The 19741-nt window shown below is 69.8% G+C and carries 14 protein-coding genes and 3 rRNA genes; all 17 read right to left on the bottom strand.

Translation table 11 applies throughout. The features are described 5' to 3' along the window. The 17 genes from V5D56_RS12935 to argC all read right to left on the bottom strand — a co-directional run bounded on the left by V5D56_RS12935 (position 1) and on the right by argC (position 19595). Complete coding sequence (locus tag V5D56_RS12935; RefSeq protein ID WP_435735723.1) at positions 1 to 231, bottom strand: hypothetical protein; 231 nt, start codon at positions 229 to 231, stop codon at positions 1 to 3. Positions 232 to 368: 137 nt separating this feature from the next. Continuing rightward, complete coding sequence (locus V5D56_RS12930) at positions 369 to 1391, bottom strand: HAD-IIA family hydrolase (protein ID WP_435735722.1); 1023 nt, start codon at positions 1389 to 1391, stop codon at positions 369 to 371. After that, positions 1388 to 2215, bottom strand: a complete 828-nt coding sequence (locus V5D56_RS12925) for a hypothetical protein (protein WP_435735721.1) — start codon at positions 2213 to 2215, stop codon at positions 1388 to 1390. The genes V5D56_RS12930 and V5D56_RS12925 overlap by 4 nt, the downstream gene beginning before the upstream one ends. Before the next feature lie 2 nt (positions 2216 to 2217). Next, the gene (locus V5D56_RS12920) at positions 2218 to 2583 is read right to left on the bottom strand and encodes a hypothetical protein (protein ID WP_435735720.1); all 366 of its coding nucleotides are present in this window, start codon (positions 2581 to 2583) and stop codon (positions 2218 to 2220) included. Between the two features lie 528 nt (positions 2584 to 3111). Beyond that, positions 3112 to 3228: ribosomal RNA gene (rrf, locus tag V5D56_RS12915) — 5S ribosomal RNA — on the bottom strand. A 108-nt stretch (positions 3229 to 3336) separates the two neighbouring features. Continuing rightward, positions 3337 to 6447 (bottom strand): 23S ribosomal RNA (locus V5D56_RS12910). A 508-nt stretch (positions 6448 to 6955) separates the two neighbouring features. Next, positions 6956 to 8479, bottom strand: a 16S ribosomal RNA gene (locus V5D56_RS12905). The 16S, 23S and 5S rRNA genes sit together here, the layout of an rRNA operon. A gap of 658 nt (positions 8480 to 9137) precedes the next feature. Beyond that, on the bottom strand, positions 9138 to 10400 hold the full coding sequence (gene tyrS / locus V5D56_RS12900) for a tyrosine--tRNA ligase (RefSeq protein WP_435735719.1): 1263 nt from the start codon (positions 10398 to 10400) through the stop codon (positions 9138 to 9140). A gap of 174 nt (positions 10401 to 10574) precedes the next feature. Then, positions 10575 to 11261 carry a DNA-3-methyladenine glycosylase gene (locus V5D56_RS12895; protein WP_435735718.1) on the bottom strand — a complete coding sequence of 229 codons (687 nt, stop codon included), beginning with the start codon at positions 11259 to 11261 and terminating at the stop codon, positions 10575 to 10577. Positions 11262 to 11310: 49 nt separating this feature from the next. After that, a complete protein-coding gene (locus V5D56_RS12890; protein WP_435735717.1) occupies positions 11311 to 11928 on the bottom strand; it encodes an AAA family ATPase in 618 nt (205 codons plus the stop codon). Between the two features lie 22 nt (positions 11929 to 11950). Next, a complete protein-coding gene (argH, locus tag V5D56_RS12885; protein ID WP_435735716.1) occupies positions 11951 to 13423 on the bottom strand; it encodes an argininosuccinate lyase in 1473 nt (490 codons plus the stop codon). Between the two features lie 66 nt (positions 13424 to 13489). Then, positions 13490 to 14026: an arginine repressor gene (locus tag V5D56_RS12880; RefSeq protein ID WP_435739031.1), complete on the bottom strand. Its 537-nt coding sequence runs from the start codon at positions 14024 to 14026 to the stop codon at positions 13490 to 13492. Between the two features lie 14 nt (positions 14027 to 14040). Then, positions 14041 to 14976: an ornithine carbamoyltransferase gene (gene argF / locus V5D56_RS12875; protein ID WP_435735715.1), complete on the bottom strand. Its 936-nt coding sequence runs from the start codon at positions 14974 to 14976 to the stop codon at positions 14041 to 14043. Positions 14977 to 14978: 2 nt separating this feature from the next. Continuing rightward, complete coding sequence (locus tag V5D56_RS12870) at positions 14979 to 16208, bottom strand: acetylornithine transaminase (protein ID WP_435739030.1); 1230 nt, start codon at positions 16206 to 16208, stop codon at positions 14979 to 14981. Between the two features lie 71 nt (positions 16209 to 16279). Next, positions 16280 to 17296: an acetylglutamate kinase gene (argB, locus tag V5D56_RS12865; protein ID WP_435735714.1), complete on the bottom strand. Its 1017-nt coding sequence runs from the start codon at positions 17294 to 17296 to the stop codon at positions 16280 to 16282. Then, positions 17293 to 18504, bottom strand: coding sequence for a bifunctional glutamate N-acetyltransferase/amino-acid acetyltransferase ArgJ (argJ, locus tag V5D56_RS12860; protein WP_435735713.1), 1212 nt, complete (start codon positions 18502 to 18504; stop codon positions 17293 to 17295). Before argJ ends, argB begins: the two co-directional genes overlap by 4 nt. Beyond that, positions 18501 to 19595 carry an N-acetyl-gamma-glutamyl-phosphate reductase gene (gene argC, locus V5D56_RS12855; RefSeq protein WP_435735712.1) on the bottom strand — a complete coding sequence of 365 codons (1095 nt, stop codon included), beginning with the start codon at positions 19593 to 19595 and terminating at the stop codon, positions 18501 to 18503. The genes argJ and argC overlap by 4 nt, the downstream gene beginning before the upstream one ends. Between the last annotated feature and the right edge of the window lie 146 nt (positions 19596 to 19741).

Raw genomic sequence — 19741 nt, 5'->3', positions numbered from 1 at the left:
TCAGTCCTCCGAGCGCGCGAGGTCCGCCACGAGCGCGTCGTGCACCGCCTCGAGCACCGCCACGTGGGCCGGCGTCGCCAGCGAGTCGAGGTGGTCGAGACGTGCGAGCGCGTCGTCGAGCGTGCTGGACGCCTCGACCGCGCCCACTCCGTGGGGTCCCGACGTGAGGACCGCCTCGCGACGCCGGAGGTCGCCCGGCGTCGCGGCACCCGGATCGTTCCCGTCCGCCATCACTGCTCCCTCCGGTGCTGCGAAGACGGCCTCGTGGCCGCCGCCGCCAACGCTACCGGTTGCGACCCACCGGGCCGGTACCCGGCGTGCTGCCGCGCCGCCCTCCTCCGACGTCACGAGCACGCCTGCACGTCGGGTCAGTGCGAGCCGACGGCGATCTCCGGCACGCTCGCCGTGTCGACGGCACCCCCGTCGTCGACCGTCGCCCACGCGGCGGACGCAGCCGCCCGAACGGTGTCGATCGTGGCGGGACCGCGCACGTCGAGGCGCAACGCGCCGTCCTCGACACGCGCCGCGCTGCTCCCGCACGCCCACCACCCGTCGCCGGCCTGCTCCGGCACAGGGTGCGTCTCGTGGAGCGAGCGCAGGTCGGCGCCGAGGAAGTGCGGGCGCAGGCCCGGTGCGGCGAGGATAGCGTCGCGCGCCGTGCTCACCCCCGTGAGCACGTGCAGACCGGGATAGCCGCCGGCACGGGCGCCTGCCAGGTCGGTGTCGAGCCGGTCACCGACGACCAGCGGCGACCGCGCGCCGGCACGCTCGATCGCGAGCCGGTACATCGTCGGGGACGGCTTGCCGGCGCTGTCCGGCTCGACCCCGGTGGCGGCGCGCACGGCACCGACCAGCGAGCCGTTGCCCGGCGCGAACCCGCGCGCCGTCGGCAGCGACAGGTCGAGGTTGCTCGCGACGTGCCAGGCGCCGCGCTGGACGGCATAGGCCGCCTCCGCGAGCTGGGCCCAGCCGAGCTCGGGCGCGAAGCCCTGGACGACCGCGACGGGGTCGTCGTCGGCGCCCTCGACGATCTGGAGCCCGGCGTCGTGCACGGCCGTGACCAGTCCGGCGCCGCCCACGACGAGGACCCGCGCACCGGGCTCGAGCCGCGTGCGCAGCAACGCGGCCGCCGCCTGGGCGGCCGTCATCACCTCGTCCGCGGTCGTCGGGATGCTGAGACCGGTGAGCTGCTCGGCGACGGACCCGGGCTCGCGCGACGCGTTGTTCGTCACGAACACGAGACGCATCCCGCGCGCACGAGCCCCGGTCAGGCTCTCGGCGGCGTGCGGGATCGGCTCGTGCCCCCGGTACGCGACACCGTCGAGATCGACGAGCGCGAGGTCGTACGCCTCGTCCAGCGGGACGTCGCTCGCGAGGAGGCCGCCGCTCACCGGCCGTCTTCCTCCGCCGGCACGGCCCCGGTCCGCGCGGCGTGCTCGCTCGCATCGACGGACCCGTCGGCCGTGGCGGGACCAGGCTCGACGGAACCCGCCGCGTCGGGCGTGGTCTGCGTGGTGTCGGCCCCGGACTCGTCGTCCGACACGTCGTCGTCGGACAGGTCTTCGCCGGACAGGTCTTCGTCGGACAGGTCGTAGACGACCACGTCCTCGTCGTCGTCACCCGGACCCGCCACCAGGAACGACGCGTCGATGCCTGCGAGGACCGATGCCGCCTCATCGGTCCGTCCTGCCGCCTCGAGGGCAGAGGCCTTCGCCTGCTGGACGCGGGCTCCGAGCTCGCCCCGCGTCCCGGCGGCGGGAACCTGGGCGAGCACCGCCAGCGCGGCGTCGAGCTCGCCGAGGTCGACGCGCGCCCCGCTCACGACGATCGCGAGCTCGGTCCGTCCGACCTCGTCGAGCGTGCGGGCCTCGTCCGAGGCAGCCAGCGCGAGGGCACGCTCCGGACGCCCGAGGCCGCGCTCGCAGTCCGCCATGATCGGCAGGTGCTCCGACGAGCCGTTGAGCCGGCGCACCGTGCGCAGCTCGCGCAGCGCCTCGGCGTACCGTCCCGTGCTGTAGGCCGTGAGGCCGGCAGCCTCGCGGACGACGTCGACACGTCCGGCGCGACGCACCGCCGCCTGGGCATGCTCGTACGCCAGCTCCGGATCGGTGTCGATGAGACGACCCGCCATGACGAGGTGCTTGCCCACGACCTCGGCCGTGTCCTTGCTCAACGTCCGCAGACGCGCCCGCGCGGACCGGTCGAGCTGCGACATCGTCACGTCCTCCGCGACGGGAGGCCCTGCGGGGTGCCGCGGCGCCGGACGCTCGTCCGCGCGCGCGCGATCACGGCCTGCGCCCCCGCGCGGTGCGTGGCTGCGACGGTCGCCGTCGGACCGTGCGCCGCCGTCACGACGCTCGTATCCCCTCGAGCGGTCAGGCCCGCTTCCCGTCCTGCCGTCCCGCTGACCGTCCCGCGGCCCACGGCCGTCCTCGCGCCGGACGCCGTCACGGCCGCCGGGGCGTCCTGCGGTCCTGTCGTCACGACGTGCCGGGTACCGAGCGCCTGCACGGTCGTCGCGCCCGGTCGCACGGTCGTCGCGCCCGCCTCGGCGCTCGTCGCGCCCACCCCGACGGTCGTCACGTCCACCTGCGCGGTCGTCCCGGGCGCCTCGACCGGTCGGACGGTCGTCTCTGGCGCCCGCCCGCGGACCGCCACGGTCGTCGCGACGCGGGGACGTCTGACGACCCCCGTCCTCGGGGCGCAGGGGTGCGCGCCGGTCGCCGCGCTCGCCGGAGCCCCGGCCGCTGCGCGACGTGCCTCCACTTCGTGCCGGCCGCTGCGCGGCCGAGGAACCTGAGCGTCCCGAGGCGCCGTCACGGTTGCCCCGATCCGCGCCGGACGTCCTGCTCCGCTCAGCCCGGTCGCCGCGCGCGTCGCGCGGTCCGTCAGAAGCCGGACGTTCGCGATCGGCGCCGTCGTGGGTGTCGTTCACCAGGGTTCCCTCCCCATGCAGAAGTGCGCTGATCATCCTCCCACGCCGGCCGCGCTCGGTACGGCGCAGCCGCCTTGACGGCGGTATGCCGACCGCGCGGATGATCGCGCACGCTGTGGAGGATGGTGAAATGCCGAAGGCCCACCCCGTGGGGGGTGGGCCTTCGGTGAAGGGTTGTCCGGCGGCGTCCTACTCTCCCACCCCGTCTCCAGGGCAGTACCATCGGCGCTGAAGGGCTTAGCTTCCGGGTTCGGTATGGGACCGGGCGTTTCCCCTTCGCTGTGACCGCCGTAACTCTGTCGAACTTGACCTTCCCTGGGTGCCGCCCCGCCGTGTTGTTGGGGGGTGGTGGGGTTGGTGGTTCGGGAACCGCACAGTGGACGCGTTGCAAGAGTGTGTTGGTGTTGAAGTTGTCGGCTGATTAGTACCGGTCAGCTGCACGGGTCGTTGGTCCCCGTTTCCACGTCCGGCCTATCTACCCAGTGTTCTGCTGGGTGCCTCTCACCCCCGTGGGGGTATGGAAACCTCATCTTGAAGCAGGCTTCCCGCTTAGATGCTTTCAGCGGTTATCCCTTCCGAACGTAGCCAACCAGCGGTGCTCCTGGCGGAACAACTGGCACACCAGAGGTTCGTCCGTCCCGGTCCTCTCGTACTAGGGACAGCCCTTCTCAAGTTTCCTGCGCGCGCAGCGGATAGGGACCGAACTGTCTCACGACGTTCTAAACCCAGCTCGCGTACCGCTTTAATGGGCGAACAGCCCAACCCTTGGGACCTACTCCAGCCCCAGGATGCGACGAGCCGACATCGAGGTGCCAAACCATGCCGTCGATATGGACTCTTGGGCAAGATCAGCCTGTTATCCCCGGGGTACCTTTTATCCGTTGAGCGACGGCGCTTCCACAAGCCACCGCCGGATCACTAGTTCCGACTTTCGTCCCTGCTCGACCTGTCAGTCTCACAGTCAAGCTCCCTTGTGCACTTGCACTCGACACCTGATTGCCAACCAGGCTGAGGGAACCTTTGAGCGCCTCCGTTACATTTTAGGAGGCAACCGCCCCAGTTAAACTACCCACCAGGCACTGTCCCTGGTCCGGATCACGGACCGAGGTTAGACATCCGAAGCGGCCAGAGTGGTATTTCAACGTTGACTCCACCCGCACTGGCGTGCGGGTTTCACAGTCTCCCACCTATCCTACACAAGCCGCACCGAACACCAATACCAAGCTATAGTAAAGGTCCCGGGGTCTTTCCGTCCTGCTGCGCGTAACGAGCATCTTTACTCGTAGTGCAATTTCGCCGAGTTCGCGGTTGAGACAGCGGAGAAGTCGTTACGCCATTCGTGCAGGTCGGAACTTACCCGACAAGGAATTTCGCTACCTTAGGATGGTTATAGTTACCACCGCCGTTTACTGGGGCTTAAATTCTGAGCTTCACCCCGAGGGGTTGACCCGTCCTCTTAACCTTCCAGCACCGGGCAGGCGTCAGTCCGTATACATCGTCTTGCGACTTCGCACGGACCTGTGTTTTTAGTAAACAGTCGCTTCTCCCTGGTCTCTGCGGCCGTCCACGCTTCCCCGGGCTAGCCGGTTCACGTTTCGGGCCCCCCTTCTCCCGAAGTTACGGGGGCATTTTGCCGAGTTCCTTAACCACGATTCGCTCGATCGCCTTGGTATTCTCTACCTGACCACCTGAGTCGGTTTGGGGTACGGGCGGCTAGAACCTCGCGCCGAGGCTTTTCTTGGCAGCATAGGATCACCCGTTTCGCGCATACGCGCTCACTATCAGCTCTCAGCCTTCGTGTCGGGCGGATTTGCCTACCCGACGGCCTACAGCCTTGGACGTGGACTACCATCGCCACGCCGGGCTACCTTCCTGCGTCACCCCTGTTAATACGCTTACCTACTACCGGTTCGGGTCCCGCGCGCCCCTGTCCGGTGACCCCGAAGGGTCGGTGGACAGGTTTGGGCGGTTAGCATCACCGGGCTCGGTATGGGCGGTTCTTCGCCGGTAGGAGAATATCAACTCCTTGTCCATCGACTACGCCTGTCGGCCTCGCCTTAGGTCCCGACTTACCCAGGGCGGATTAACCTGGCCCTGGAACCCTTGGTCATTCGGCGGACGGGTTTCTCACCCGTCATTCGCTACTCATGCCTGCATTCTCACTCGTGTGGCCTCCACCGCTGGGTTCCCCCGCGGCTTCACCGGCCACACGACGCTCCCCTACCCACCTGCGCCTCTGGACCACGAAGGCCTGAGTTACGCGCAGATGCCACGGCTTCGGCGGTGTACTTGAGCCCCGCTACATTGTCGGCGCGGAATCACTTGACCAGTGAGCTATTACGCACTCTTTCAAGGGTGGCTGCTTCTAAGCCAACCTCCTGGTTGTCTGTGCAACTCCACATCCTTTCCCACTTAGCACACGCTTGGGGGCCTTAGCCGGTGGTCTGGGCTGTTTCCCTCTCGACTACGGAGCTTATCCCCCGCAGTCTCACTGCCACGCTTCCACTTACCGGCATTCGGAGTTTGGCTGACGTCAGTAACCTTGTAGGGCCCATCGGCCATCCAGTAGCTCTACCTCCGGCAAGAAACACGTGACGCTGCACCTAAATGCATTTCGGGGAGAACCAGCTATCACGAAGTTTGATTGGCCTTTCACCCCTAACCACAGGTCATCCCCCAGGTTTTCAACCCTGGTGGGTTCGGTCCTCCACGCGGTCTTACCCGCGCTTCAACCTGCCCATGGCTAGATCACTTCGCTTCGGGTCTAGACCCAGCGACTATGGACGCCCTGTTCGGACTCGCTTTCGCTACGGCTTCCCCACACGGGTTAACCTCGCCACTGAGCACTAACTCGCAGGCTCATTCTTCAAAAGGCACGCTGTCACCCCAACCAAGGAGGCTCCAACGGATTGTAGGCACACGGTTTCAGGTACTATTTCACTCCCCTCCCGGGGTACTTTTCACCTTTCCCTCACGGTACTGGTCCGCTATCGGTCACTAGGTAGTATTTAGGCTTAGCAAGTGGTCTTGCCAGATTCACACGAGATTTCACGGGCCCCGTGCTACTTGGGATCCCCTTCGGGAGGCCGCACCATTTCGTCTACCGGACTCGCACCGTCTGTGGTCCGCCTTTCAATGCGGTTCGACTATGACACGGCTTTCTGACTCCCTGGTGGACTGTCAGATCCACCAGAAGGGTCCCACAACCCCGGACACGCAACGCCTGACAGCTTTACCACGCGCCCGGTTTGGCCTCATCCGCTTTCGCTCGCCACTACTCACGGAATATCTCTTCCTGCCGGTACTGAGATGTTTCACTTCCCGGCGTTCCCTCCACACACCCTATATATTCAGGTGCAGGTCGCACGACATGACTCGTACGGGGTTCCCCCATTCGGAAACCCTCGGATCACAGCTCGTTTGCCAGCTCCCCGAGGCTTATCGCAGGCTACGACGTCCTTCTTCGGCTCCTAGTGCCAAGGCATCCACCCTGTGCCCTTAAAAACTTCGACACACACACTACAATCTATTCGCAGAGACCAAGAACAAAAACCACGGACACACCCGAGGGCGACGTCCGAGCTTTTTGCATCTTGATCACTTCAAAGATGCTCGCGTCCACTGTGCAGTTCTCAAACAACCAACGACCCCGACCCGCACAGACCCGCCTACCCACCAAGACCAGCTCGGCGAGCGGTTCGCGATCCACGGACCGACCCGTACCAGGCACCACCACGACCGTGGCCGGTGACCTGAGGACCCAACAGTGTGCTCGACAAGCCCCGGACCCACCCGCGATGTTCCACCACACCACCACCAGCCGCGCACCCACCCCCCGAAGGAGACGAGCACACCACCGACAGCGACGCAGGTACTGACACCAGCGAGACCGACGCTCTTTCGTCAATGTTCCACCCATGAGCAACCACCCCCACACGCGAACGGCGTGGGCCGTGGCCACCACACACCCCACCCACCCCCCGAAGAGGCCAGGCACCGGCGTGCGTTGAAGCTCCTTAGAAAGGAGGTGATCCAGCCGCACCTTCCGGTACGGCTACCTTGTTACGACTTAGTCCCAATCGCCAGTCCCACCTTCGACCACTCCCCCCGGCGAACCGGTTGGGCCATGGGCTTCGGGTGTTACCGACTTTCGTGACTTGACGGGCGGTGTGTACAAGGCCCGGGAACGTATTCACCGCAGCGTTGCTGATCTGCGATTACTAGCGACTCCGACTTCATGGGGTCGAGTTGCAGACCCCAATCCGAACTGAGACCGGCTTTTTGGGATTCGCTCCACCTTACGGTATCGCAGCCCTTTGTACCGGCCATTGTAGCATGCGTGAAGCCCAAGACATAAGGGGCATGATGATTTGACGTCATCCCCACCTTCCTCCGAGTTGACCCCGGCAGTCTCCCATGAGTCCCCGGCATAACCCGCTGGCAACATGGGACGAGGGTTGCGCTCGTTGCGGGACTTAACCCAACATCTCACGACACGAGCTGACGACAACCATGCACCACCTGTGCACGAGTGTCCAAAGAGACCACCATCTCTGGTGGCTTCCCGTGCATGTCAAGCCTTGGTAAGGTTCTTCGCGTTGCATCGAATTAATCCGCATGCTCCGCCGCTTGTGCGGGCCCCCGTCAATTCCTTTGAGTTTTAGCCTTGCGGCCGTACTCCCCAGGCGGGGCACTTAATGCGTTTGCTGCGGCACGGAACTCGTGGAATGAGCCCCACACCTAGTGCCCAACGTTTACGGCATGGACTACCAGGGTATCTAATCCTGTTCGCTCCCCATGCTTTCGCTCCTCAGCGTCAGTTGCGGCCCAGAGACCTGCCTTCGCCATCGGTGTTCCTCCTGATATCTGCGCATTCCACCGCTACACCAGGAATTCCAGTCTCCCCTACCGCACTCTAGTCTGCCCGTACCCGATGCAAGCTCGAGGTTGAGCCTCGAGTTTTCACACCAGACGCGACAAACCGCCTACGAGCTCTTTACGCCCAATAATTCCGGACAACGCTTGCGCCCTACGTATTACCGCGGCTGCTGGCACGTAGTTAGCCGGCGCTTCTTCTGCAGGTACCGTCACTTGCGCTTCTTCCCTGCTGAAAGAGGTTTACAACCCGAAGGCCGTCATCCCTCACGCGGCGTCGCTGCATCAGGCTTTCGCCCATTGTGCAATATTCCCCACTGCTGCCTCCCGTAGGAGTCTGGGCCGTGTCTCAGTCCCAGTGTGGCCGGTCGCCCTCTCAGGCCGGCTACCCGTCGTCGCCTTGGTAGGCCATCACCCCACCAACAAGCTGATAGGCCGCGAGCCCATCCCTGACCGAAAAACTTTCCAACCACCCCCATGCGAGGACGGCTCATATCCGGTATTAGCCCCGGTTTCCCGGAGTTATCCCGAAGTCAAGGGCAGGTTACTCACGTGTTACTCACCCGTTCGCCACTAATCAACCCAGCAAGCTGGGCATCATCGTTCGACTTGCATGTGTTAAGCACGCCGCCAGCGTTCGTCCTGAGCCAGGATCAAACTCTCCGTAAATGAACAACGCCCACCACCAGGCAAACCCAGCAGTGAACAATCCATACGAAGCGAACCCCCAGAAGAGGTTCACAAAACTGGCCTACAAACGAAAAACAATCTGACGATCATTCTCCGAAATCAACCAAAGGAATCCTCAGACACAACCAGACCAACCACCCGGACGGGCGATCCAGCCAGCCATGCCCACGAGGACAAAAAATTGGCATTGACTAACAAGCACACTGTTGAGTTCTCAAACAACCGACACACACCAACTCAGCCAGACCCTCAGGCCCAACCTCGCTTGGGGCAACTTCTCAACCCTACCAGGTCCTTCCCCTGCTCTCCAACTCGTCCTTGCGGACGCATTCGGAGCGGACAGAAGACCCAGCGCCTCGGACAGTCCCGGACGCACGAAGCATCCAGGTCTCTCAGAGAGGGGGACCGCCCGGGGGACCAGCCACCTCGTGCCTGCTCCGAAGAGCTTCACCGTGGTGTCCGTTCCTCCCTGCCGGGCGAACGTCGAGAACATTACACGCGCCGCGGCCGCCTGCCAAATCCGCAGGATTCCGGGCTTCCCGGGGCCTCGCGACCGTCCCGTCGTGGTCGTGCCGGCCTCACCGACGACAGGAGGCCCGGACCGCAACGCGGCACGAGCCTCCCGTCGAACCCTGGTTCAGTCGCCGGCGACCGCGACACCGAGGGTCTTCTTGCCCCGGCGCAGCACCGCGTACCGACCGTGGAGCAGGTCGTCCGGCGTCACCACCGCGTCGGCGTCGGTGACCTTGACGTTGTTGACGTACGCGCCGCCCTCGGCGACCGCCCGCCGGGCGGCTCCCTTCGAGGAGACGAGCCCGGACCCGACGAGGAGGTCGACCACCGGGTCGCCCACCTGCACCGTGGTGCGCGGGAGCTCGGCCACCGCAGCACCGAGCGTCGGCTCGTCGAGGGAGGTCAGCTCCCCGCGGCCGAAGAGGGCCTGGCTCGCGGCGACGACCGCGGCGGTCGCGTCCGCACCGTGGACCAAGGTCGTGACGTCGTTCGCGAGCGCGCGCTGCGCCTCGCGCGCGCCGGGCCTCTCCCGCGCCGCGGTCTCCAGCTCGGCGATCTCCTCGCGAGACCGGAAGGTGAAGATCTTCAGCCAGCCCACGACGTCGTCGTCCGCCGCGTTGAGCCAGTACTGGTAGAACGCGTACGGGCTCATCATGTCTGGTGCGAGCCACACGGCACCGCCCTCGGTCTTGCCGAACTTGGTCCCGTCCGCCTTGGTGATGAGGGGCGTCGTGAGCACGTGCACGGCCTTGCCCTCGGCCTTGCGGACGAGCTCGACGCCCGAGAGCAGGTTGCCCCACTGGTCGTTGCCGCCGGTCTGCAGCGTGACGTCGAGGCGTCGGTTCAGCTCGAGGAAGTCGATGCCCTGGAGGATCTGGTAGCTGAACTCCGTGAAGCTGATGCCCTCCTCGGACCGGAGCCGGCGCGCGACCGTGTCCTTGGCGAGCATCGTCCCGAGCCGGTAGTGCTTGCCGACGTCACGCAGGAAGTCGATCGCGGACAGCTCCGAGATCCAGTCGAGGTTGTTCACCAGACGCGCCGGGTTGTCCCCCTCGAAGTCCAGGAAGCGCGACACCTGCGCCTTGAGGCGCTCCGTCCACTCGGCGACGGTCTCCTTGGTGTTGAGCACCCGCTCCCCCGACTGCCGCGGGTCGCCGATCATCCCTGTCGCCCCACCCACCAGCGCGACGGCGCGGTGACCGGCGAGCTGCAGGTGGCGCAGCACGACGAGCTGGACGAGGTGACCGTGGTGCAGGCTCGGCGCGGTCGGGTCGAAGCCGCAGTAGTAGGTGATCGGGCCCTCGGCCAGCGCGGCGCGCAGCGCAGCCTCGTCGGTGGACTGCGCCACCAGGCCTCGCCATTGCAGCTCGTCGAGAACGTCGCTCACCATCACTCCTTCGTCGTGTGCCCGCGGGAGGGGCACGTGCGTCGCGGACCGTCCGGTCCGCCGTCCTAGTGTGCCGTGTCGGCGAACCGCGGCGCCGACTCGTCCGCGGTGGCCGACGCCGGCTCTCACCGCGCGAGAGCGGTCACCGCCGCCGTCGCCCTCCGGGCGACCCCGTCACCGCGCGCGGGCGCTCACCCGGCGGAACGCCGAGACCGTGGCGTCCCCCGCGAGCCAATAGCGCCACGGATAGAGCGTGCCGTCGCCGCCCTCGCCGGACACCCCCACCCGAGGCCCGGTGGCGATCGCCGGTCGCAGGGCCCGGCCCGGGCGGTGGACCACCAGGTCGCCGGCGGGGTCCGTGAGCTCCGCGCCGTAGTGACGCAGGTCCAGGTCGAGCGCGACCGCGAGCCGCGCCGGGCCGCGCGCGATCTGTCGGTCGGAGTCGCACCGGCCGACGGCGACCCGACGGGCCCGGGCCAGCTCGGCGCCCTCGACCACCTCGCCCGCCCGGAGCAGCACCGCCGACGCGCGCCCGACGGGACCGGTCACGACGTTGACGCAGTGGTGCAGGCCGAGATGACGGTAGACGTACAGCCGTCCTGGCTCGCCGAACATCGCCCGGTTGCGGTCGGTCCGGCCACGGAAGGCGTGGGACCCGGGGTCCCGCTCGCCGTCGTACGCCTCGACCTCGGTCATGCGCAGCGTGACGTCCCCGTCGGCGCTCCGACGGGTGAGCAGAGCGCCGAGCAGGTCGCGGGCGACGTCGTGCACGTCCCGCGCGTACCAGCCGCGGCCGGGCGCGTCCCACGGCCCGACGACGCGCGTGCCGTCGACCGTCCCGGCCGTCGCGTCCGTGTTCATGGCACCACCTCCGTGGTCGGCAATCTACGCCGTGACCCTCGGTCGGTGCTCACCGTCCGGACAGGGCCGTCCCGACGAGGCGCCCGTAGCCGTCGACGCGCACGTCCGCGCGCTCGCGCGTGCGGTTGCGCGCGTAGTGCTCCCGCTCGGCGGTCATCCACGCGAGCCAGTGGTCGCGCGCCTCCTCGCCGTCACGGTCGAGCCCGCGGCGGAGCCGCACGTCGTCGGGCGCCTCGACCCAGACGCGCAGCGCCGCGACCGCGTCGGCCTCGAGCCGCGCGGCGCCGCACCCCTCGACGACGAGGAACGGCGCGGGCGGCACGTCGTGCCACTCGGCGAACGCGTCGAGGCCCCAGTCGAAGCGCCGGTAGCGGCCCGGGCGCCCGGCGGCGAGCGGCGCGAGGACCCACGCGTCGAGCCGTCCCCAGGCGGGCTCGAGCCCGCGCCAGCCCTCGTACAGGTCGTCCATGTGCAGGACCTGCGCGGGCAACGCCTCGCCGAGCTGGGCCGCGAGCGTCGTCTTCCCCGAGCCCGCCGGCCCGTCGACCACCACGAGCCGGGTGCCCGACGGCGCGGTCCCGGCAGGGTGCGGCCCCGCCCCGAGGCGGGGCGCGGCGTCGTGCACACGACGCAGGAGGTCCCGCAGGACGTCCGGTCCGACGCTCATCGCCGCCCCCCGCCCGGCAGGCTCAGCCCTGCGCCCAGAACCGGTACTCGGCCGAGCGCTCCTTCGCGGCCTCGAGCTGCTCGGCCACGCGCACCGGGGCCGTGCCACCCACGGCGTCACGCGACGCGAGGGAGCCGTCCACGCTCAGCACGTCGCGCACGCCCGGCGTGAGGTGCTCGGAGATCGCGGCGAGGTCGTCGTCGGACAGGTCCCACAGCTCGATCCCCCGCTCCTCGCACACCCTCACGCACGCCCCCGCGACCTCGTGCGCCACGCGGAACGGCACCCCCTCGCGCACGAGCCACTCGGCGACGTCGGTCGCGAGCGAGAAGCCCTGCGGCGCGAGCGACGCCATCCGGTCGGAGTCGAACGTGAGCGTCGCGACCATCCCGGAGAACGCAGGCAGGAGCACCTCGAGGGTGTCGACCTGGTCGAACACCGGCTCCTTGTCCTCCTGCAGGTCGCGGTTGTAGGCGAGCGGCAGGCCCTTGAGCGTCGCGAGGAGGCCGGTCAGGTCGCCGATGAGGCGACCCGCCTTGCCGCGCGCGAGCTCCGCGACGTCGGGGTTCTTCTTCTGCGGCATGATGCTCGAGCCCGTGGAGTAGGAGTCGTGCAGCCGCACGAAGCCGAACTCCTTGGTCGCCCAGAGGATCACCTCCTCGGCGAGCCGCGACAGGTCGATCCCGATCATCGCGGCGACGAACGCGAACTCGGCGACGACGTCGCGCGACGCGGTGCCGTCGATCGAGTTCTCCACCGGGCCGTCGAAGCCGAGCTCGGTAGCGACGGCGGCCGGGTCGAGCCCGAGCGACGAGCCCGCGAGCGCTCCCGACCCGTACGGCGAGCGCGCGGCGCGCACGTCCCAGTCGATGAGCCGGTCGACGTCGCGCAGCAGCGGCCAGGCGTGCGCGAGCAGGTGGTGCGCGAGCAGCACGGGCTGCGCGTGCTGGAGGTGGGTGCGGCCGGGCATCGCGGCACCGGGGTGGGCCGCGGCCTGCTCGACGAGGGCGTCGACGACGTCCAGCACCAGGCCGGCGATCGTGCGGGCCTCGGCACGCAGGTACATGCGCGTGAGCGTCGCGATCTGGTCGTTGCGCGAGCGTCCGGCGCGCAGCTTGCCGCCGAGCCCCGGGCCCGCGCGCTCGATCAGCCCGCGCTCGAGCGCCGTGTGCACGTCCTCGTCGTCGTCCGCGGCGACGAACGCGCCGGAGGCGACGTCGTCGCGTAGGCGGTCCAGCGCCGCGTGCATGCCCTCGAGCTCGTCGTCGTCGAGGAGGCGCGCGGCGTGCAGGACGCTGGCGTGGGCCTTCGACCCGGCGATGTCCTGGCCCGCGAGGCGCCAGTCGAAGTGGGTGCTCTTGCTCAGCGCCGCGAGCGCGTCGCTCGGCCCGCCGGCGAACCGGCCGCCCCACAGGCTCACGCGCTCGGTCGTGGTCCCGTCGGTCGTGGTCTCGTTGTCGTTCTCGGGCACGCCCGCTCCTTCGTCGTCGCTCATGGTCTCAGCGCCCCGTCGCCGAGGTCCGGGGTCCAGTGTGGCAGGGCCGCGCGCGGCGCCGACGCGTCAGGCGCCCGGGCCCGAGAGGTCGAGGAATCGGCGGGCGAGGTCCGCGCCGCCGTCCGGCTCGCGCGCGATGACGAGGATCGTGTCGTCGCCCGCGATGCTCCCGAGGACGCCCGGCAGGACCGAGTGGTCGATCGCCGAGGCGAGGTAGTTGGCGGCGCCCGGGGGCGTGCGCAGGACGACGAGGTTCGCCGACGCCTCCGCGGAGACGAGCATCTCGGAGCACAGGCGAGCGAGCCGTGCCGCGAGGTACTCCGGCGACTCCGCGCTCTGCACGCTGCGGTCACCGCCCTCCCCCGGGACCGCGTACACGAGCGCCCCCGCGGGGCCGCGCACCTTCTCGGCGCGGAGCTCGATGAGGTCGCGCGAGAGCGTCGCCTGCGTGACGGTGAGACCGTCGGCCGCGAGCTCCCGGGCCAGCTCCGCCTGCGAGTGGATCTCGGTCCTGCGCACGATCTCGGCGATGCGCGCGTGGCGTGCCGCCTTCGTCGTGGCGGTCCGGCCGTGCGCCGGGTCGGCACGCTCCGTGGTGTCCACCTCGCGCCCCTCGGTCACGACCGCTCCAGGAGGAACGTCAGGAGGGCCTTCTGGGCGTGCAGCCGGTTCTCGGCCTCGTCCCACACGACCGACTGCGGGCCGTCGATGACGTCGGCTGTGATCTCCTTGCCCCGGTAGGCCGGCAGGCAGTGCAGGACGATAGCGTCGTCCGCGGCGTGCGCGAGCAGCTCGGCGTTCAGCTGGTAGGGCACGAACGGGAGCGCGCGCTGCGCCGCCTCGTCCTCGTCGCCCATCGAGACCCACGTGTCGGTCGCGACGACGTCGGCCCCGGCCACGGCCTCGACGGGGTCGGCCGTGACGAGCACCGACCCTCCGGTCTCGGCCGCGATCCGCTGCGCGTCGGCGACGAACGCCGGTGCCGGTGCGTAGCCCTCGGGTGTGCCGATGCGCACGTGCATCCCGGCCGTCGCGCCCCCGAGGAGATAGGAGTGCGCCATGTTGTTCGCGCCGTCGCCGACGTAGGCGAGCGTCTGGCCCGCGAGCGCCGCGGTGCCGCCGCGGTGCTGCGCGACCGTGAGGAGGTCCGCGAGGATCTGGCACGGGTGGAAGTCGTCGGTGAGCGCGTTGACGACGGGTACCCGGCTGACGGCGGCCATCTCCTCGATGCGGTCCTGGCCGTACGTGCGCCAGACGATCGCGGAGACCTGCCGGTCGAGCACGCGCGTCGTGTCCGCGATCGACTCGCGCACCCCGATCCCGGCGAGGCGCCCGTCCACGACCAGGGGGAAGCCACCCAGCTCCGCGATCCCGGTGGCGAACGAGACCTGGGTCCGCAGCGTGGGCTTGTCGAACAGCACCGCCACGGCCTGCGGCCCGGACAGCGGCTGGCGGAAGGTGCGGTCGTCGCGGAACGCGAGCGCGATCTCGAGGACCCGGCGCTGCTCGGCGGGCGTGAGGTCGTCGTCGCGCAGGAAGTGCCGCGGGGTCATCGTCAGGTCCTCGTCTCGGTCGGTTCGGGTTCGGGCAGGCTCAGGTCCGCGAAGAACGCGACGACGTCGCGCGCCTGCTCGGGCGTGAGGACGAGCGGCGGGGCGAGGCGGATCGCGTCGGGCGCCACGGCGTTGACGATGAGCCCGGCGTCGAGGGCGGCGCGCGCCACCTCGGCCGCGACGGGCCGCGTGAGCAGGACCGCGAGGAGCAGGCCGCGTCCCCGCACGCCGGCGACGAGCGGGTTGCCCGCCGCGGTGATGCCCTCGCGCAACGACTGCCCGACCGTCCGGACGTTCTCGAGGAGCCCGTCACGCTCGATGACGCCGAGCGTCGCGAGCGCGGCCGCCGCCGCGACCGGGTTGCCGCCGAACGTCGTGCCGTGCTGACCCCGGCCGAGCAGGGTCGCGGCGCGCTCGCCGTACGCGATCACCGCGCCGACGGGGAACCCGCCCCCGAGGCCCTTGGCGAGCGTCACGACGTCGGGCAGGATCCCGCCGCCGAGGTCGGGCTGCTGGACCGCGAGCCAGGAACCCGTGCGCCCGACACCCGTCTGGACCTCGTCGAGGACGAGCAGCGCCCCGTGCTGCGCCGTGAGCTCGCGCGCGGCGACGAGATAGCCGGGCGAGAGCGACCGCACGCCTGCCTCGCCCTGGACAGGTTCGACGACGAGCGCCGCGACCTCGCCGCGGGCTGCGACGGCCTCGGCCGAGAACGCCTCCTCCAGGGCGGCGACGTCGTCGAACCGGACGTGCTCGACGCCGCCCGGGAGCGGCTCGAACGGCTCGCGGTACGCAGCCTTGCTCGTGAGGGCCAGCGCGCCCATCGTGCGGCCGTGGAAGCCGCCCTCCAGGGCGAGGACCCGCGGCCGCCCGGTGCGGCGGGCCATCTTGAAGGCCGCCTCGTTCGCCTCGGTCCCGGAGTTCGTGAAGAACACGCGCGAGCCGTCGGGAGCGCCGCACAGCGCGAGCAGGCGCTCGGCGAGCGCGATCTGCGTGGGCGTGCCGAAGAAGTTCGACACGTGCCCGAGCGTGCCGAGCTGCGCGCTCACGGCGGCTGTCAGCGTCGGGTGGGCGTGGCCGAGAGCGTTGACGGCGATGCCCGCGAGCAGGTCGAGATAGCGCCTGCCGTCCGCGTCCCAGACGTACGCACCCTCGCCGCGCACGAGAACGCGCTGCGGCGGTCCGAACGTGTCCATCACGGCGTGCGTGTAGCGCTCGGTCCACTCCTGCACCGAGCCGGGGGTCGTGTCGAGGACGCCGCCCCGGGCGGCGACGGTCGTCGTCTCGGTCGAGCCGTCGTGCGTCACGCGGAACCTCCGGTCACGGGGTCGGGGACCACCATGGTCCCGCTGCCCTGGGTCGTGAAGACCTCGAGCAGGAGCGAGTGAGGGACCCGGCCGTCGATCACGGTGGCCGCGGACACGCCGCCCTCGACGGCGCGCAGGCACGCCTCCATCTTCGGCACCATGCCGGACTCCAGGGACGGCAGGAGCGCGGCGAGCTCGGACCGCGTGATCTGCGCGACGAGCGAGCCCTCGTCCGGCCACGACGTGTAGAGGCCCTCCACGTCGGTGAGCACGACGAGCTTCTTCGCGCCGAGCGCGACCGCGAGCGCCGCCGCCGCGGTGTCCGCGTTGACGTTGAGCACCTGCGTCGGGTCCTCGAGGTCGGGCGCGATGGTCGACACGACCGGGATGCGCCCCGCGTCGAGCAGGTCCTGCACCGCGGACGGGTGCACCTCGACGACGTCGCCCACGAGGCCGACGTCGACGGGCTCGCCGTCGACCGTGGCGTGCCGGCGCTGCGCCTGGAGCAGGCCGCCGTCCTCGCCGGAGAGCCCGACCGCGTACGGGCCGTGCGCGTTGATGAGTCCGACGAGCTCGCGCGACACCTGACCCGTGAGGACCATGCGCACGACGTCCATCGCCTCGGGCGTCGTGACGCGCAGCCCGCCGCGGAACTCCGACTCGATGCCGAGCCGGGCGAGCATGGCCGAGATCTGCGGGCCCCCGCCGTGCACGACGACGGGGTGCAGCCCGACGCGACGCAGGAACACCATGTCCTCGGCGAAGGCCGCCTTGAGCCGGTCGTCGACCATCGCGTTGCCGCCGTACTTCACGACGACGAGCGCGCCGGCGTACTCCTCCAGCCACGGGAGCGCCTCGATGAGCACCTCCGCCTTCTGGTCGGGGCGCAGGGCGTCGAGCAGCTCCTGGCCGTCGGCGGTCGCGAGGTCGAAACCGCTTCCGGGCGTCTCGGCGTGCTTCGGGGCGCCGGACGACGGGCCGGGCTCGTTCTCGTGCGTGGTGGAGCTGCTCATGAGGAGTACGCGCTGTTCTCGTGGACGTAGTCGTGCGTGAGGTCGTTGGTCCAGACGGTCGCCGTCGCGGTGCCCGCGTGCAGGTCGATCTCCACGCGCACCTCGCGGCCGGCGGCGAGGTCGACGAGCTCGCGGGGCTCGCCCACGCCTCCCGCCCGGCAGACCTGGACACCGTTGACGCTGACGTCCAGCGCGAGCGCGTCGAAGGGCGCGACGTCCTCGGGCACCGTGCCCACGGCGGAGACGATGCGGCCCCAGTTCGGGTCGTTGCCGAAGATCGCGGTCTTGAACAGGTTCGAGCGCGTGACCGCGCGGGCGACCGCGACGGCCGCGTCCTCGTCGGAGGCGTTCACGACCGTGACGGCGACCTCGTGGCTCGCGCCCTCGGCGTCGGCGACGAGCTGGCGCGCGAGCGAGGCGCACGCCTCGGTGAGCGCGTCGGTGAGCTCGGCGGGCGTCACCTCGACCCCGGACGCACCCGAGGCGAGCAGGATCACGGTGTCGTTGGTCGACATGCACCCGTCGGAGTCGACCCGGTCGAACGTCGTCCGGGTCGCGGCGCGCAGCGCGGCGTCTGCCGTCTCGGCGTCGACGACGGCGTCGGTCGTGAGGACCGAGAGCATCGTCGCGAGACCCGGCGCGAGCATGCCCGCACCCTTGGCCATGCCGCCGACCGACCAGGTCGCCCCGCCGTCGAGCGAGCCGGGCGCCGACCCCTCGCGCACGACCTCGACCGTCTTGGGGACGGTGTCCGTCGTCATGATCGCGAGCGCCGCGTCACCGCCGCCCGTCGTCGCCGAGGACGGGTCGTCGAGCGCGACGACCGCCGCGTCGATCCCGGCGAGCAGCTCCGGCATGGGCAGCCGGACGCCGATGAGGCCGGTCGAGCACACGAGAACGTCGCCCGCGGAGGTCGACAGCACGTCGGCGACGTGCTCGGCGGTGCGGTGCGTGTCGGCGAAGCCCTCCGGCCCGGTGCACGCGTTGGCGCCGCCCGAGTTCAGGACGACGGCGGTCGCGCGCCCGTCGCTCACGGCCTGACGCGTCCACGCGACCGGCGCGGCGAACACGCGGTTGCTCGTGAGGACGGCGGCGGCGACGTCGAGCGGACCGTCGTTGACGACCAGTGCGACGTCCTGCGCGCCGGTCGACTTGAGCCCGGCTGCCACGCCGGCGGCCCGGAAGCCCTGGGGCGACGTCACGGTCACGGGGCAACTCCCTCGGTGGTGAGGCCCGCCGTCTGCGGCAGGCCGAGCGCGATGTTCATGGACTGCACCGCGGCGCCCGCGGTGCCCTTGACGAGGTTGTCGATCGCCGTGACGGTGACGACGCGGCCTGCGGCGTGGTCGACGACCACCTGGACGAGCGCCGTGTTGGCGCCGAGGGTCATCGCCGTGCTCGGCCACTGGCCCTCGGGCAGCACCTGCACGAACGGCTCCCCCACGTACGCGTCGTCCCACGCCTGGCGGACCCGCGCGTCGACGTCCGCAGGACCGAGGTCCGCGACGTCGCGAGACAGCGGCGCCGATACCGTCGCCAGGATCCCGCGCGCCATCGGCACGAGCGTCGGCGTGAACGAGACGCGCACCGCCGGTGCTCCCGCCGCGCGCAGGTTCTGCACGATCTCCGGGACGTGCCGGTGGCTCCCGCCCACGGCGTACGGCTGTGCCGAACCCAGCCCCTCCGACGCGAGCAGGTGCGGCTTGAGCGCCTTCCCGGCGCCCGAGTACCCCACGGCCAGCACCGCGACGACGTCCGACGCGTCGACGAGACCCGCCGCGACGCCGGGCTGGAGACCGAGCGTCACCGCGGTGACGTTGCAACCCGGCACGGCGATCCGTCGCGCACCGGCGAGCCGCTCGCGCTGACGCGTCTCCGTGGCGCCAGCCCCCGGGCTCTGCGTGAGCAGGAGCTCCGGGAGCCCGTAGGGCCACGTGCCCGCGTGCTCCGAGCCGTAGAACTGCTCCCAGTCCGCGGCGGACTCCAGCCGGTGGTCCGCACCGAGGTCGAGGACGAGCACGTCGTCGGGCAGCTGCGCGGCGATCTCACCCGACGCGCCGTGCGGCAGCGCGAGCACGACGACGTCGTGGCCCACCAGGTGCTCGACGCTCGTCGGCAGCAGCACGCGGTCGGCGAGGGATCGCAGGTGCGGCTGGTGCGTCCCGAGCAGCGTGCCCGCGTTGCTGTGCGCCGTCACGGCGCCGATCTCCACGTCGGGGTGCCCGGCGAGCAGCCGGAGCATCTCCCCGCCCGCGTACCCGGACGCCCCGGCGACCGCCACTGTGATCGTCATATGCATCACTATACATAGTTATACATCGCGCCGTGCGCTCGTGCGGGCGCGCTCTGGCTGCGCCCGCGGAGGACTCGCACCGTGCGCTCGGGCTGGCGCGTTCTGGTTGCGCCCGCGGAGGAGTCGCCCCGTGCGCTCGGGCTGGCGCGCCG

The sequence above is a fragment of the Cellulosimicrobium sp. PMB13 genome (assembly GCF_051294865.1).
Classification (GTDB): Bacteria; Actinomycetota; Actinomycetes; order Actinomycetales; family Cellulomonadaceae; genus Cellulosimicrobium.
This window is presented reverse-complemented; position numbering and strand designations above follow the sequence as displayed.